Annotated in this window: 13 protein-coding genes; 10 read left to right on the forward strand and 3 right to left on the reverse strand. The window is 72.5% G+C overall.

Annotated features, from left to right (window positions below; translation table 11 throughout):
* The first annotated feature begins 58 nt into the window (after positions 1–58).
* The 5 genes from IE107_RS07045 to IE107_RS07065 all read left to right on the forward strand — a co-directional run bounded on the left by IE107_RS07045 (position 59) and on the right by IE107_RS07065 (position 6,190).
* Positions 59–829, forward strand: a complete 771-nt coding sequence (locus IE107_RS07045) for a hypothetical protein (protein WP_189542211.1) — start codon at positions 59–61, stop codon at positions 827–829.
* Complete coding sequence (locus IE107_RS07050; RefSeq protein WP_189542213.1) at positions 826–2,160, forward strand: ATP-binding protein; 1,335 nt, start codon at positions 826–828, stop codon at positions 2,158–2,160. The genes IE107_RS07045 and IE107_RS07050 overlap by 4 nt, the downstream gene beginning before the upstream one ends.
* 124 nt (positions 2,161–2,284) lie before the next feature.
* On the forward strand, positions 2,285–3,664 hold the full coding sequence (locus tag IE107_RS07055; protein WP_189542215.1) for an FtsW/RodA/SpoVE family cell cycle protein: 1,380 nt from the start codon (positions 2,285–2,287) through the stop codon (positions 3,662–3,664).
* Positions 3,661–5,118: a penicillin-binding transpeptidase domain-containing protein gene (locus IE107_RS07060; RefSeq protein ID WP_189542217.1), complete on the forward strand. Its 1,458-nt coding sequence runs from the start codon at positions 3,661–3,663 to the stop codon at positions 5,116–5,118. The genes IE107_RS07055 and IE107_RS07060 overlap by 4 nt, the downstream gene beginning before the upstream one ends.
* A 4-nt stretch (positions 5,119–5,122) precedes the next feature.
* Entirely contained in the window at positions 5,123–6,190 is a 1,068-nt protein-coding gene (locus IE107_RS07065; protein ID WP_189542219.1) for an amidase family protein, read from the forward strand.
* A 230-nt stretch (positions 6,191–6,420) separates the two neighbouring features.
* Here the strand turns inward: IE107_RS07065 and IE107_RS07070 are convergent, their stop codons facing one another.
* A complete protein-coding gene (locus tag IE107_RS07070) occupies positions 6,421–7,530 on the reverse strand; it encodes a ferritin-like domain-containing protein (RefSeq protein ID WP_189542221.1) in 1,110 nt (369 codons plus the stop codon).
* Positions 7,531–7,707: 177 nt separating this feature from the next.
* Here IE107_RS07070 and IE107_RS07075 point away from each other — a divergent pair, with 177 nt between their 5' ends.
* The 5 genes from IE107_RS07075 (at position 7,708) to IE107_RS07095 (ending at position 13,619) form a co-directional block, all read left to right on the forward strand.
* The gene (locus IE107_RS07075) at positions 7,708–8,643 is read left to right on the forward strand and encodes an AurF N-oxygenase family protein (RefSeq protein ID WP_189542223.1); all 936 of its coding nucleotides are present in this window, start codon (positions 7,708–7,710) and stop codon (positions 8,641–8,643) included.
* 39 nt (positions 8,644–8,682) lie between these two features.
* Positions 8,683–9,432, forward strand: coding sequence for a TetR/AcrR family transcriptional regulator (locus IE107_RS07080; RefSeq protein ID WP_189542225.1), 750 nt, complete (start codon positions 8,683–8,685; stop codon positions 9,430–9,432).
* 17 nt (positions 9,433–9,449) lie between these two features.
* Positions 9,450–9,716 carry a DUF8847 domain-containing protein gene (locus IE107_RS07085; protein WP_189542227.1) on the forward strand — a complete coding sequence of 89 codons (267 nt, stop codon included), beginning with the start codon at positions 9,450–9,452 and terminating at the stop codon, positions 9,714–9,716.
* A gap of 83 nt (positions 9,717–9,799) precedes the next feature.
* The gene (locus IE107_RS07090; protein WP_189542229.1) at positions 9,800–12,331 is read left to right on the forward strand and encodes an outer membrane protein assembly factor BamB family protein; all 2,532 of its coding nucleotides are present in this window, start codon (positions 9,800–9,802) and stop codon (positions 12,329–12,331) included.
* Positions 12,332–12,461: 130 nt separating this feature from the next.
* Positions 12,462–13,619 (forward strand): C40 family peptidase, encoded by a 1,158-nt coding sequence (locus IE107_RS07095; protein ID WP_229866745.1) that lies wholly within the window; start codon positions 12,462–12,464, stop codon positions 13,617–13,619.
* Here IE107_RS07095 and IE107_RS07100 read toward each other — a convergent pair.
* On the reverse strand, positions 13,580–13,726 hold the full coding sequence (locus IE107_RS07100; protein ID WP_189542233.1) for a hypothetical protein: 147 nt from the start codon (positions 13,724–13,726) through the stop codon (positions 13,580–13,582). The genes IE107_RS07095 and IE107_RS07100 overlap by 40 nt on opposite strands.
* 324 nt (positions 13,727–14,050) lie before the next feature.
* The coding region (locus IE107_RS34755) for a styrene monooxygenase/indole monooxygenase family protein (protein ID WP_308434210.1) at positions 14,051–14,673 on the reverse strand (623 nt) is incomplete at its 5' end.

Raw genomic sequence — 14,673 nt, forward strand, 5'->3', positions numbered from 1 at the left:
TTACGGACTTCCTTCCGCATAAGGTCTGGAGAGCTGGACCTCGGGAAGGGAGGGAGTCATGCGTCCGCGTCGCGGGGTGCGGTGCCGCACGGTGGCGGCCCTGGGGGCCGCCGCCGGTATGGCGCTGCTGACCGGCTGCGGCAACGGCGGTGGGCTGCGGAGCGCCGGACCGACCCCGACCGCCGTCGGGCCCGCCAGGCTCTGGCCCGAGCTGCCGCCCGCCTCCGCCGCGCCGTACGACTACGGCGAGGGCGAGACCGCGCGCATCCCCGGCATCGAGGTGCCGGACGGCGATGTGCACCGGCTGGATCCGGTGGCGGTGGTGCGGGCCGACCTGCGGGCCCGGCCCGACCGGTCCAGCGGTACGGCCGTCCTGCCCGCCGACACCGTACGGGAGATCGACGCCTGCCGGACCGAACCGGCCTCCTGTCCCGTGCTCCGGCCGTACTACCGCGATCTGACCGGTGACGGGAGGGACGAGCTGGTGCTCGGCATCCGGCTGCCCGACCACCAGGTCTCCGTGCGGGTCTACATGCCCGAGGCGGGCGGGCTGACCCGGATCCTGTCCACCTCGGACGCCGTGATCAGCATCGAGCTGGCGGGCCGGGACCTGATCATGCGGGCGCCGTCGGCGATCGCGGGGTACGAGTACCGCACCGCCTGGTCCTGGGACGCCCGGCAGCGCGCGATGCTGCCGACGCAGGACGAGATCCAGCGGATTCCGCCGTCCCGGGCACCGCGCCCGCAGCTCACGACCGCCCGGCCGAGCACCGCGCCCACCGGCCCCACCGCGACGCCGTCCGCCGGTGTCTCCGCGGAGCGCCGGTGAGCCGGCCCGGCGCGGACGGGCCGCGAACGGGGCGGCGCCTGCCGCGGTTGCCTCCCTGGGCCGCGACGCTCACCTGGAAGTCGGCCGTCTTCATCTCCGTGATGTGCTGCGCGCTCGCCGCCCTGCTGGGCGTGCTGGTCCACACCGAGGTGACCCGCCAGACCGTCGGCCAGGCCCGCGAGAAGGCCCTGTCCCGGCTGACCGACGTCACCGTCGCGTACGAGACGGGCGAGGCGCTGCCGCCGGGTTCCGGGATCGATCCGCCGGGGCTGCCGGCCGCTCTGCGCGCCCTGGCCACGAGCGGCGAACGCGGCACGCTCGTCGGTGAGCACAACGGGCGCCCGGCCATGTGGGCGGCGGCCCCGGCCGACGGCCGGGCGCTGGCCACGCAGGTGGACTACAGCCAGAGCGCCCGCACCATCGACAGCGTCGACGGGGCGATCGTCGGCTCCTCCGTGCTGGCCATCGCCGCCACCCTGCTGGTCGGCGCCTTCGCGGTCACCCGGGTCACCCGGCGGCTGCACCAGACGGCCCGGGTGGCCCGCCGGATCGGCGCCGGCGATCTCGACGCCCGGGTCCGCGACCCGCGTACGGCGGACCCCTCGCGCCCACAGGACGAGGTCGCGATCGTGGCCGGGGCGCTGGACACGATGGCGTCCACGCTCCAGCGCAAGCTGCAGGCCGAGCAGCGTTTCACCGCCGATGTGGCGCACGAGCTGCGCACTCCGCTGACCGGTCTGTCGGCCGCCGCCGAGCTGCTGCCGCCGGGGCGGCCGTCCGAGCTGGTGCGGGACCGGGTCCGGACGATGCGGGCGCTGACGGAGGATCTGCTGGAGATCTCCCGGCTCGACGCCCGCAGCGAAGCGGTCGATCTCGATGTGTACGAGCTGGTGCCGCTCGTGGAACGGGTGGTGTGCGCGTCCGGGGCCGGGACCGCGATCCGTGTCGAGCACCCGGAGAGCTCCGCACACCTGCGCGTCGAGACCGACAGACGGCGCCTGGAGCGGGTGCTGGGCAATCTGATCACCAATGCGCACAAGCACGGCCGGCCCCCGGTGGTGCTGACGGTCGACGGGCCGGTGGTGACCGTACGCGACCACGGCCCGGGGTTCCCGGACTATCTGCTGGACGACGGCCCGCAGCGCTTCCGTACCGAGGGCGTCGGCCGGGGGCACGGTCTCGGGCTGACCATCGCGGCCGGTCAGGCCGCGGTGATCGGCGCCGGCCTGGTGTTCCGCAACGCCTCGGACGGCGGGGCGGTGGCCCGGGTGACGCTGCCCGGGTGCCCGGCAGCGGACGACGGGGCGGCGGAACCCCGGAGCGGCCCGTAGTCCGGCCCGCATCACGGGGAGTGACGAGGCGTCGGGCCGCAAGCCGACGCTCATCACCATACCGTCGGACATATTTGCTACGACATAAGGGAAATACACACCAGCTCTTGCTACGTTGCCTGGCATGACCGCAACGACGGCGGACGCACCCCCGCCCGATCTACGTCTGCCCAAGCGGCGCGGAGTCGAGCTGCTGCTCCTCATCGGGGCCGTCCTCATCTCCGTCTACGGCTACGCGGCCGTCGGTCTGGCCAGGAACGGCGCGGTCCCGCCCGATGTGGCCGGCTACGGCGCGGGCCTGGGGCTGCTCGCCCTCCTCGCCCATCTCGCGGTCCGCTTCCGCGCCCCGTACGCCGATCCGCTGCTGCTGCCCATCGCTGTACTGCTCAACGGGCTCGGCCTGGTGCTGATCTACCGGCTCGACCTGGAGACGCCGAGGGACCAGGCTGCTCCCACCCAGCTGGTCTGGTCCACGCTCGGTGTGGCGCTGTTCACCGCGGTGGTCGTCTTCCTGCGCGACCACCGGGTGCTCCAGCGGTACGCGTATCTCTCGGTCGCCACCGCGCTGGTCCTGATGATCGTGCCGATCTTCTTCCCCGCGGTGAACGGCGCCAAGATCTGGATCCGGGTCGGCGGATTCTCCTTCCAGCCGGGCGAGTTCGCCAAGATCCTGCTCGCCGTGTTCTTCGCCGCCTACCTCGCCGCGAACCGCAACGCGCTCGCCTACACCGGCCGCCGGATCTGGCGGCTCCAGCTGCCCACCGGCCGGGTGCTCGGCCCGATCGTGGCGATCTGGCTGCTCAGCGTCGGCGTGCTGGTCCTGGAACGCGATCTGGGCACCTCGCTGCTCTTCTTCGGCCTGTTCGTGATCATGCTGTACGTGGCCACCGGCCGGACCGGTTGGATCGCGGTGGGGCTGCTGCTCGCCGCGGTCGGCGCGTTCGTGGTCGGCTCCTTCGAGCCTCATGTGCACAGCCGGGTCCAGGACTGGCTCGACCCGTTCGCCTCCATCGACGCCGGTCAGGGCCCCGGCCAGCTGGCCCAGTCGCTGTTCGCGTTCGCCGCGGGCGGGATGCTCGGCACGGGGCTCGGCCTCGGCCACTCCATCCTCATCGGCTTCGCCGCCAAGTCGGACTTCATCCTGGCGACGGCGGGCGAGGAGCTCGGACTGACCGGGCTGACCGCGATCTTCCTGCTGTACGCGCTGCTGGTGGCCCGCGGCTACCGGGCCGGCCTCGCCCTGCGCGACCCCTTCGGGCGCCTGCTCGCGATCGGTCTCGCCTCGATCCTGGCGCTCCAGGTGTTCGTGATCGCGGGCGGGGTGATGGGGCTGATCCCGCTGACGGGCATGGCGATGCCGTTCCTCGCCCAGGGCGGTTCGTCCGTCGTCACCAACTGGATCATCGTGGCGCTGCTGATCCGGATCAGCGACCAGGCCCGCAGACCGCGCCCCGACCACGCGGAGACCGGGATCATCGCGCAGGTCACGGAGGGAGAGCAGTGATCCGCTACATCCGACGGGCCGCCGCGCTTCTCCTGGTGCTGCTCGTGGCACTGCTGTTGAACGCCGCCCGCATCCAGGTCTTCGAGGCCGACAGCCTGGACAGCAATCCCGCCAACCGCCGTCTGACGATCGCCCGTTACGGCCAGGCACGCGGCAACATCCTGGTCGGCGGCAGGACCGTGACCGGCTCGAAGAACACCGGCGAGCAGCTCGCGTACGAGCGCACGTACCTCGACGGCCCGCTGTACGCGCCGGTGACCGGCTACGCCTCGCAGACGTACGGCACGACCCTGATCGAGAACGCCGAGGACTCCGTCCTCTCCGGCACCGATCCGATGCTCGCCCCGTTCCCGCTGTGGAACGAGATCACCCGCAGCCAGCAGCCCGGCGGCAACGTCGTCACGACCGTCAAGGACTCGATGCAGCGCGCCGCGTACGAAGGGCTCGGCGGCCGGCGCGGCGCGGTCGCCGCCGTCGAACCGTCCACCGGGAAGATCCTGGCGCTGGTCTCGACCCCCTCGTACGACCCCGGTCTGCTCTCGGGCACCGGTTCGTCCGTCACCGACGCCTGGGCGCGGCTGAACGCCTCGAAGAGCCGGCCGATGCTCAACCGGGCGATCCGGCAGACCTATCCGCCGGGCTCCACCTTCAAGATCGTGACGGCGGCGGCGGCGCTCGACGCGGACGTCGTCACCGATCCCGACGCGGACACCGGCACCCCGTCCCCGTATGTGCTGCCCGGTACGTCGACCACGCTGCCCAACGAGGCACAGGGCTGCGAGCAGGCCTCGCTCGCCGAGGCGATCCGGATCTCCTGCAACACGGTGATGGCGGATCTCGGGGTGCGGGTCGGCCTCGACGGCATGGTGGACGCGGTGCGGAAGTTCGGCTTCAACGACACCGGGCTGAAGATCCCCTCGGGGGTGGCGAAGAGCAACTTCGACACCGAGATGACCAGGGACCAGCTGGCGCTGTCGTCGATCGGGCAGTTCGACACGACGGCGACTCCGCTCCAGATGGCGATGGTGGCGTCCGCCGTGGCCAACGGGGGCGACCTCAAGCACCCGTATCTGGTGGACCGTACGACCACGCACAGCGGCGCGTCCGTCCACCGCAACGGCCCGCACACCTACCACCAGGCGATGAACCCGCGGACGGCGATGCAGCTGCGGAGGATGATGGTCGACGTCGTGGAGAACGGCACCGGGTCCAACGCCGCGATCGACGGGGTGACCGTCGGCGGCAAGACCGGCACCGCACAGCACGGCATCGACAACTCGGGCAGGCCGTACGCCTGGTTCATCTCCTGGGCCCAGTCGCCCCGTTCGGGACAGCCGGCCGTCGCGGTCGCGGTGGTCGTGGAGGACGCAGCGGCGAACCGGGCGGACATCAGCGGCGGCGGCAGCGCGGCACCGATCGCCCGTTCCGTCATGGCGGCGGCCCTGCAAGACTGACCGGATGGCTGGAGCGAGCGGGGTGGACCGGGCACTGGAGCGCATCGGGCGGGAGGATCCCCGGCTGTGCGCGTTCATCGAGGTGTGGCCCGAGCGGGCGCTCGCCGATGCGGAGCGGGCCCGGGGGCTCCCACTGGCCGGGATGCCGTTCGCGGTCAAGGGGCGGACCGGCATCCGTTCGTACGCGGCCCGGCGGCTGATCGGGGCCGGCGGAGTCCCGGTCGGCTCGACCTCGGTGCCCGGCCCCGGCACGTACTGGCAGACCTGGGGGCTGGGCGCCCACGGCCGCACGGTCAACCCGTGGCGCCCCGATCGCACCCCGGGCGGCTCCTCGGCGGGCTCGGCGGTCGCCGTCGCGGCGGACCTCGTGGGGCTGGCGACCGGCAGCGACGGGGCGGGGTCGGTACGGATCCCGGCGGCGTGGTGCGGCGTGTTCGGCCTGAAGACCACGAACGGTCTGCTGCCCTCCCCCGACCGCACCGGGCTGGCCTCCGCCGGGGTGCTGACCCGGTCGGCCGCCGGGGCCCGGACGTATCTGCGCACCGTCCTGGACGACTGCGCGCCGGTGCCGCCCGTCCTTCCCGTACCGGCCGTCTTCAGCACCGGCCTGGGGTACGCCGACGTCGACCCGGAGGTCGCGGCGGTCGTCCGGCGGGCGGTGGGGGGGCTCGTGGCGGCCGGGGTGGTGCGGCTCGTGGACCGCGGGTGCGAGCTGCTCGACCCGCGCGAGGCGTGGCAGGCGGTCCGGGGCGGGTCGCCGTCCCCGCGCGCCGCGGAGATCCGGCGCGCGAACGACACCGCGCTGGAAGCCCTGTTCGCGCGTGCCCCGCTGCTGCTCACGCCGACCACACCCAACCGCCCGCACGGCCACGACGGTCCGGGCGAGCTCTTCTCGACTGCGCTGACCTGGGCGTTCAATCTGAGTGGGCATCCCGCGGCCAGTGTGCCCGCCGGATTCACGGCGGACGGCTGCCCGGTCGGGCTCCAGCTGGTCGCGGAGCGCGGCGCCGATGTCCAACTGCTCGAAACGGCCTGTGCGGTGGAGGACGCGCTGGCCACGGTGCGGCCATGACGCACAACACCCCCGCGGGCCGGCCATGAACCGGCCCGGGTGAACATGTCCCGCCCTCGGATGCCGAGGAGCGCCTGTAGCATCTGCGTGAACACGGGCTCACCCGACGGGCGTTCACCCTGCGCAGGCCGTTCCCGGCGCCCGCCGGGGCTTTCCCGCGCCGGCCGGGACCTCCCTCGCCGGCCGGCGGCGTGCATCCTTCTCGGCCCCCGCGAAGGCGCGGCTTCGCGTCACTCTCCCGGTGTGCCCTGCGCTATCGCCTCCTCGACCTCGGCGACCCTGGCCCGTTCCTCCGCCTCGAACCGGTCCCGGTCGAGCTGTTCGGCGATCTCCTCGTCCTGGGCCATCAGCAGATCCAGATTGGAGTCGCCCAGCTCGAAGACGCCCATGTCGACATAGGCCTTCTGGAGCCGTTCGCCCCACAGGCCGATGTCCTTGACGCACGGCACTATCCGGCTGAACAGCAGCTTGCGGAAGAGCCGGAGGTACTCCGAGTGCTCGGAGAGTTCCTTGGCCTCCTGCTTGCCGATGCCGAAGTTCTCCAGCACTTCGACGCCGCTGAGCCGGTCCCGCATCAGGTAGCAGCCCTCGATGACGAACTCCTCGCGCTCGCGCAGTTCGGCGTCGCTCAGCTGCTTGTAGTAGTCGCGCAGCGCCATCCGCCCGAACGCGACGTGCCGGGCCTCGTCCTGCATGACGTACGCGAGGATCTGCTTGGGCAGCGGCTCGGTCGTCGTGTCGCGGATCATGCCGAACGCGGCCAGGGCGAGCCCCTCGATGAGGACCTGCATGCCGAGATAGGGCATGTCCCAGCGGGAGTCGCGCAGGGTGTCGCCGAGCAGCCCCTGGAGGTTGTCGTTGATCGGGTAGAGCATCCCGACCTTCTCGTGCAGGAACCGGCCGTAGATCTCCGCGTGCCGGGCCTCGTCCATGGTCTGGGTCGCGGAGTAGAACTTCGCGTCCAGGTCGGGGACGGACTCCACGATCCTGGCCGCGCAGACCATGGCACCCTGCTCGCCGTGGAGGAACTGGCTGAACTGCCAGGAGGTGTAGTGCTTGCGCAGCTCGCCCCGGTCCTTCTCGGTCATCTTCGCCCAGTGCGGGGTGCCGTACAGGGTGAGGGCCTCGTCGGGCGTGCCGAGCGGGTCGGCGGGGTCGACCTCCAGGGACCAGTCGATGCGCTTGTTGCCGTCCCACTGCTTGTCCTTGCCCTTCTGGTAGAGGGCGAGCAGGCGTTCGCGGCCGTCGTCGTAGTCCCAGCTGAAGCGGGCGGCGCCGGAGGCGGGTACCTGCCACAACGGTGCTTCGGGGGCGGTGGTGTAGAGGTCGTGTGTCGACACGGACGGCTCCTTCGCCTGGCGCGTTCCGGCAATTCCCTTGGCAGTTGCATCAGTTGGCAGGTTCACACGTTGGTAGACACCGGGTCAACAATTCGTGCGCAAGGGATTGACGACCTTGCTGACGAGGAGTCTTATAAGGAGCGACCGCCGGTAACCCATGTGCGAGGTGCCTCCAGCATGACCACAGTGAGCGAACGCGACGTCCAGCTGCTTCGCGACGCACTCGGCCCGCTCCGGGACCGCGAACAGATCGCCGAGCGGCTGCTCGACTCGTCGGCCAAGCACTCCTTCGACCCGGACAAGGAACTCGACTGGGAGGCGCCGGCCGAGGACGGCAAGTGGTTCTGGCCGCCCGAGCTGGTCTCGCTCTACGACACCCCGCTGTGGCGGAAGATGTCCGAGGAGCAGCGGATGGAGCTGTCCCGGCACGAGGCGGCCTCGCTCGCCTCGCTGGGCATCTGGTTCGAGATCATCCTCATGCAGCTGCTGGTCCGGCACATCTACGACCGGCCGGTGACCAGCAATCACGTCCGCTACGCGCTCACCGAGATAGCAGACGAGTGCCGGCACTCGATGATGTTCGGCCGCATGATCAAGTGGAGCGGCTCGCCCGACTACCCCGTGCCGCGCGTCTACCACAACCTCGCGCGGGTACTGAAGACTATCTCCACCACCCCCGGTTCGTTCGCCTCGACCCTGCTCGGCGAGGAGATCCTGGACTGGATGCAGCGGCTGACCTTCCCGGACGAGCGCGTCCAGACGCTGGTGCGGGGCGTGACCCGCATCCATGTGGTCGAGGAGGCGCGGCACGTCCGCTACGCCCGCGAGGAGCTGCGCCGCCAGATGGTGACCGCCCCGCGCTGGGAGCGCGAACTGACCCGGCTGAGCTGCGGCGAGGCGGCGCGCGTCTTCTCCGTCTGCTTCATCAACCCGCGGGTGTACGAGAACGTCGGCCTGGACCGCCACGAGGCCGTCGCCCAGGTGAAGGCGAGCGGCCACCGGGCGGAGGTCATGCAGTCGGGCGCGAAGCGGCTGACGGACTTCTTCGACGACATCGGGGTGCTGAACGGGGTGGGCCGCAGGCTGTGGAAGCGCTCCGGCCTGCTGGCCTGATCCGGTCCGGCACGAGGGACAGCCCTTAGGCTTCGGCGTATGACCCCTGCTGCCGCCGCGCCACCGGCCCGCGCGTACCGAAGGCTCGGCGTCGAGGAGCGCCGGGCCCAGCTCCTCGGTGCCGCCCTCACCCTCTTCGCCCACCGGGCCCCCGACGAGGTCTCGCTCGACGAGGTCGCCACGGTCGCCGGGGTGTCCCGCCCACTCGTCTACCGCTACTTCCCCGGCGGGCGGCAGCAGTTGTACGAGGCGGCGCTGAGGTCCGCCGCCGAGCAGCTGATCCTGTGCTTCGGCGAACCGCCGGCAGGACCGCCCACCGAGCGGGTGACCCGGGTACTCGACCGCTACCTCGCCTTCGTCGACGAGCACGACACCGGGTTCAGCGCGCTGCTGCGTGGCGGCTCCGTCGTCGAGACCTCCCGTACGTCGGCGATCGTCGACGAGGTGCGGCGGGCGGCGGCCGAGCAGATCCTGCTGCATCTGGGCAGCGGCGAGGCGGCCGGCCCGAGGCTGCGGATGATGGTGCGCACCTGGATCGCGGCCGTCGAGGCGGCGTCCCTGATCTGGCTCGACGAGGGCAAGCAGCCCGCCGCGGCCGAACTGCGCGACTGGCTGGTCGACCAGTTGATGGTGCAGCTGGCCGCCACCGCGGCCACGGACCGGGAGACCGCCTCGGCGATGACGGCTCTGCTGGCGCAGGAGACCGCCGGGGGTCCGGCCGGACGGCTGGCACAGCGGCTGGTCCCGGTGCTCGGCGAGGCGGCCCATCTGCTGGCCGAGGACGGCTGATCGGTCAGACTGGGGCGGTGAGAAGCGAGAACACCGCCTTCACCGGCGGGCCCCTGGACGGGCGGGTACTGCCCGTCCTCGTCGGCCCGACCGGCCATCCGCCCAAGTGGTACGAGGTCCCGGTACCGGCCGCCGACGGCGGTCCCGCAACCGTGTACGCGTACCGCAGAGTGCCGGCCGGCCACTCCAAGCGGCTGGGGCTCCCGCGCGGCTGGGTGTACGAGTACGCTCCCGGGGGCCGCGAGCGGCACAGCCCCAAGTGGCCCTGGTCGAAGCCGGACTGAGGACACGGGGCCGATGGGGTGAGGGGTGGCCGGTCTAAGATCGACGCTCTGGTGCCCAGGCACGGTCAGCGAGGGGGTGCGCCATGGAGGCGCTGCGTCAGGACGATCCACGCCGCTTCGGCCCGTACACCGTGCTGGCGCGGTTGAGAGGGACCGCGAGCAGCGTGCAGTACCTCGCACGCGACACGGCCTCCGAGGACGCGGTGGTGATCACCGCCGCCCGCCCCGAGCTCGCCGCACTGCCCGCCTTCCGGCGCCGCTTCCAGGCGGAGGCCCGCACCGCGGACCGACTGACCGGCCACTGGGTCCAGACCCGGCTGGGCGGCCCGGAGGACACCCCGGACGAAGAGCCGCTGTGGATGGCGGGCCCGTACATACCGGCGCTGACGCTCGCCGAGGCGATCGAGCTCACCGGGCCGCTTCCCGAGCGTGCCGTGCGGATACTGGGCGCGGGCCTCGCCGAGACCCTCTCCCGGGTGCACGCCACCGGAGCCGTGCTCCAGGGCCTCGCTCCCCGGACGGTGCTGCTGGCCGAGGACGGGCCGCGGCTCACCGCCTTCGGCCCGCTGGGCGCCGCGGCCGACGCGGAGGCCCGGCCCGGCGGGCAGTTGTCCGTACGGCTCGGCTATCTCACCCCGGAGCAGGTCGAGGGCGAGGAGCCCGGACCGGCCTCCGATCTCTTCGTGCTGGGCCTGCTGCTGGCGTACGCGGCCACCGGCACGACCCCGCTCGCCGACGGCCCGGCCGCCGAGGGTGCCGAGCGGATCGCCCGCACCGCTCCCGAACTCGGCGCGGTTCCCGAGGAGTTGCGCGGTCTGATCGCCCGCTGCCTGGAGAAGGACCCGGCCGAGCGGCCGAGCGCCGGGGCGGTGGCGGCCGAGCTGGCCCTGGAGGGGGCGGCGGGCCTGGCGAAGGGCGGCTGGCTGCCGGAGCGGCTGGCCGCCGCGGTGGCGGAGCAGGGGGTGCGCGTACGGGAGACGGTCGCGGCCGGTGCGCCGGTGGACGCGGTGGCCGGTGGCCCGGTCGACGCGGTGGTGCCCGCCCCCGCTCCGGCCCCCGATCCCGCCCCGGGCCCGGATACGCGGACCGCTCAGCTCGGGGACATCGGGCGTGTCCCGAGGACCGACCGGCCGACGACCCAGCTGTCCGTCCCGCCCGAACTCACCGGACGCCCCGCCGCCGCCCCCGCCCCCGCCCCGGCCCTGCCCGGCGGGGTGCCCGCCGTGCCTCCACCCATGGTCCCGGTGACCCCGCGCCCCCTGCCCGTCCCCACGAGTCGCGCCGCCGCCCCTTCCTCCGCCGTGGACCGGCGCGGTCTGCTGATCGGGCTCGCCGCCGGGGCCGCGGGGCTGGTCGTCGGTGGCGGCGGTGTGCTGGCGCTGGGCGGTGGCGGAGGGGACACGGACGACCCGAAGCCCGCGCCGGGCCACAGCGGTCCCACCGTCGCGGGACTGCCGCCGCAACCCCGCTGGGTGTACACGCACCCGGCGGCGGAACCGGCACCGCTCACCGCCGCCGTCTGGAACGAGCGGCTGCTGGTGCTCACCGGCAAGAGCGGCGCGACCGCCGTGGACCTGCGCACCGGGCTCCGTGCCTGGCAGAACGCGGACGCAGCCGACGCGGAGGCCGCGCTCCCCGCCGGCAAGGACCTCTGCTTCGTCGCCGCCCCCACCGGGTTCCTCTGGCTGTCGCCGAAGGACGGGAAGACCGTGCACCGGGTGGACCACGCGGCCCTGTCCCCCGGAATGCCGAAGCTCTCGGCGCCGGAGTTCGTCGGGGCGTCCGGACCGGTGATCTGGTTCACCGGCGCCGAGACGGTCACCGTCAAGGCCCCGCCGCCGAAGAAGGGCAAGAAGCGCGGCAAGGACCGGCAGGTCGTCAGGGCCTATCTCTTCGCGTACGACATCGTGCGGCGCGCGCAGCTGTGGCGGACCCCCGTACCCGCCGGTCGCGGCACCGCCGCCCCCGTCCACCGGCTGATCGCGGTCCGCCAGGACGACCTGGTGGTACGTCAGACCCCGGCCACTCTCGCCCCCGGCGACGTCAAGGCCGCCAAGGGCAGGGCCGTCTTCCGGAGCTTCGACCGCAGGACCGGCAAGGCGCTGTGGAGCAAGCAGTTCGGCACGGTCGCCCCGGACGCGGCTGCCACGGGCGACGACCGGGGACTGCTGTACGCGGCGGTGGGCGACGACCTCCAGACGTTCGAGACCCCGTCCGGCAAGCCGAAGTGGACACTGAACGGCACCGGCGGCACCCCGTACGGCACCCCCGTCGTCACCGGAACGGTGCTGCACACCACCAACCGCAACCAGGAAGTGGGCGCGGTCGAGCGGGAGACCGGGCGGCTGCGCTGGCGACGCTCGACGGAGGCTGCGATCACCACCGCCGCCCCCGCCGTCACCCTCAGCACGACCGGCCGTACGCTGCTGGCCGCGGACGCGTCCCAGGTCACCGCGTTCGCCGCCGAGGACGGGCGGCGGCTGTGGAAGTTCCAGGACATCGGCACCCAGGACCCGAAGGGCCCCACGGTCACCGCTCCGTACCGGGTAATGACGGCCGGCCGGACGGCCGTCGTGCAACGCGACCGGATCTTCTACGCGTTCCCGGTCGCCTAGAGCGTACGAGCGAATCCTCTGCCGCCACGCCGCGCGGTTCTTGCATCTCCCGACACCGAGTGACCGTATTGTTCCGTTGCGCTCACTTATGGGGTATCCCCATGATCGCCCCGTCATCGGAGGTGATGTCGTGTCAGGCGGAGTCTTGCGTGCGGTCTGCGCCGCCGCCCTGGCCACGCTCGTCGTGACCTCGCCGGCGGCCGCCGCGCCCGTGGCCCCGGACCCCGCGGCGCCCGCGGGTGCGAACAGGAGCGTCTCCCAGCTCCTGTCCGAGCTGCGGCAGCTGTACCAGAAGGCCGAGGAGGCCACCGAAAAGTACAACGGGACCGCCGCGGAGCTGAAGAAGCGCGCGGCACAGGCGAAGAAGCTCGACGCCGAGCTCGTCGCCGCCCGGAGCGCACTGTCCGGCAGCCGCGACGAGGCCGGGCGCCTGGCCCGGCAGCAGTACCAGGGCCGGTCCGACTTCTCCTCGTACGTGCGGCTGCTGCTGTCCCCGGACCCCGAGCACCTGCTGGACCAGGAGCATGTGCTCCGGCACGCGGCGGCCGCGCGGGCGGCGACCGTGAAGCGGCTCACCGGCGCCGAGGAGCGCGCCGACGAACTGGCCACCGAGTCCCGCAAGGTGCTCGACCGGCAGCAGGTGCTGGCAGCGAAGCAGAAGAAGCAGCGGGACACGGTCCGGTCGCGGCTGAAGGCCGTCGAGAAAGTGCTGGCCACGCTCTCCGGCCCACAGCTCACCGAGCTGTCCCGCCTCGAACAGCGGGACACGAAGAAGGCGCAGGGCGCTTTGGTCGCCTCCGGGGCGCTGTCCTCCACGAGGCCGCCGTCCGAAGCGGGTGGCGAGGCGGTGAAGTACGCGATCGCCCAGGTCGGCAAGCCGTACCTGTGGGGCGCCGAGGGGCCGGAGTCCTTCGACTGCTCGGGACTCACCTCGCAGGCCTGGGCGAAGGCGGGCCGGGTCATTCCGCGGACGTCGCAGGAGCAGTGGCGGCAGCTGCGGAAGGTGCCGACGAACGCACTGCGTCCGGGTGACCTGGTGATCTACTTCCCGAAGGCCACCCATGTGGCGCTGTACCTCGGCAACGGCCTGGTGGTGCAGGCCCCCCGGCCGGGCTCGCGGGTGAAGGTCTCGCCGGTGGCGTCGAACCCGCTGCTCGGCGCCGTACGGCCCGACCCGCGGAGCGCGCCGCTGTCCACGTACAGGCCGCCGCGGCTCCCGCAGGGGGCCTCCGCCGGTTCGGACACGGGTTACAGCTCCTCGTCGGCCCCCTCGGCCCCCGGGCAGTAGACGGAGTCGCGGGCGCGGGCGGCCGAACGCATCGTGTCCGCCGTGTTGTCGTCGGGGACCCTGATCTCCTGCATGCCGCCCATCTCGGGTGTGGTTGTCCTAGCCATGTCGGAGCGGTGATATTGCCGGGATGGCTGCGCGGTACGCGGCGATTCCGTAGCGCCCCGCATGGCACCGGCCCGTTACGCCCTCACCGGGTCCCCGCCCACGGCGGGTGGCGGGCCCGTCCGGATGTCAGGCGGTGTCACGGTCGGTGTCAGCCCGTGTGACACGGCGTCTGCCCAAGGCTTTGGATGTCACGGGGTCCTGACTGTCACGGGGTGTCGGGCCGGTCACCGCGTTGGCGACCGGGCCGTCCGTGGGCCGCCCGAGGACGGCCCACGGACACCGGCGTTCAACGACGTCGACCGCCTGTTGTGCAGATCGGACACCTACGCAGCCGCAGAGACCTCGGCGAGGTACGCGTTGGCCTTCTCCGGGTCGAAGAAGAAGTTCTCGAAGTCCGCCGGGTTGTTGAAGCCGTTGGCGAAGCGGTCGGCGACCGGCTGGAGCCGGCCGGCGGCGCCGATCAGGTTCAGTACGTGCTCCGGCGGTACGCCGAGCATCGCGTTGGTCCACTTCACGACATGCTGCGCGGTGTCCCAGTAGCGGTCGAACGTGGCCTGCATCCACTCCGCGTCGAACTCCCGGTCACCGTGCTCGGTGATCGAGTCCAGGTAGGCGTTGGCGCACTTGGAGGCCGAGTTGGAGCCCTGTCCGGTGACCGGGTCGTTGGCGACGACCACGTCCGCGACGCCGAGCACCAGACCGCCGCTGGGCAGCCGGCCGATCGGCTTGCGGACGGTCGGGGCGTAACGGCCCGCCAGAGTGCCGTTGGCGTCGGTCAGTTCGACCTTGGTGGCGCGGGCGTACTCCCACGGCGTGAACCGCTCCATCAGCTCCAGCGTCTTCGCCAGGTGCTCGGAGGGGTCCTTGATGCCCTGGAAGACATCGAGCGGGCCGCCCGGGATGCCTTCCCAGAACAGGATGTCGGCGCGGCCGGAGGTGGTCAGCG

The organism is Streptomyces gelaticus (assembly GCF_014649535.1).
Classification (GTDB): Bacteria; Actinomycetota; Actinomycetes; order Streptomycetales; family Streptomycetaceae; genus Streptomyces; species Streptomyces gelaticus.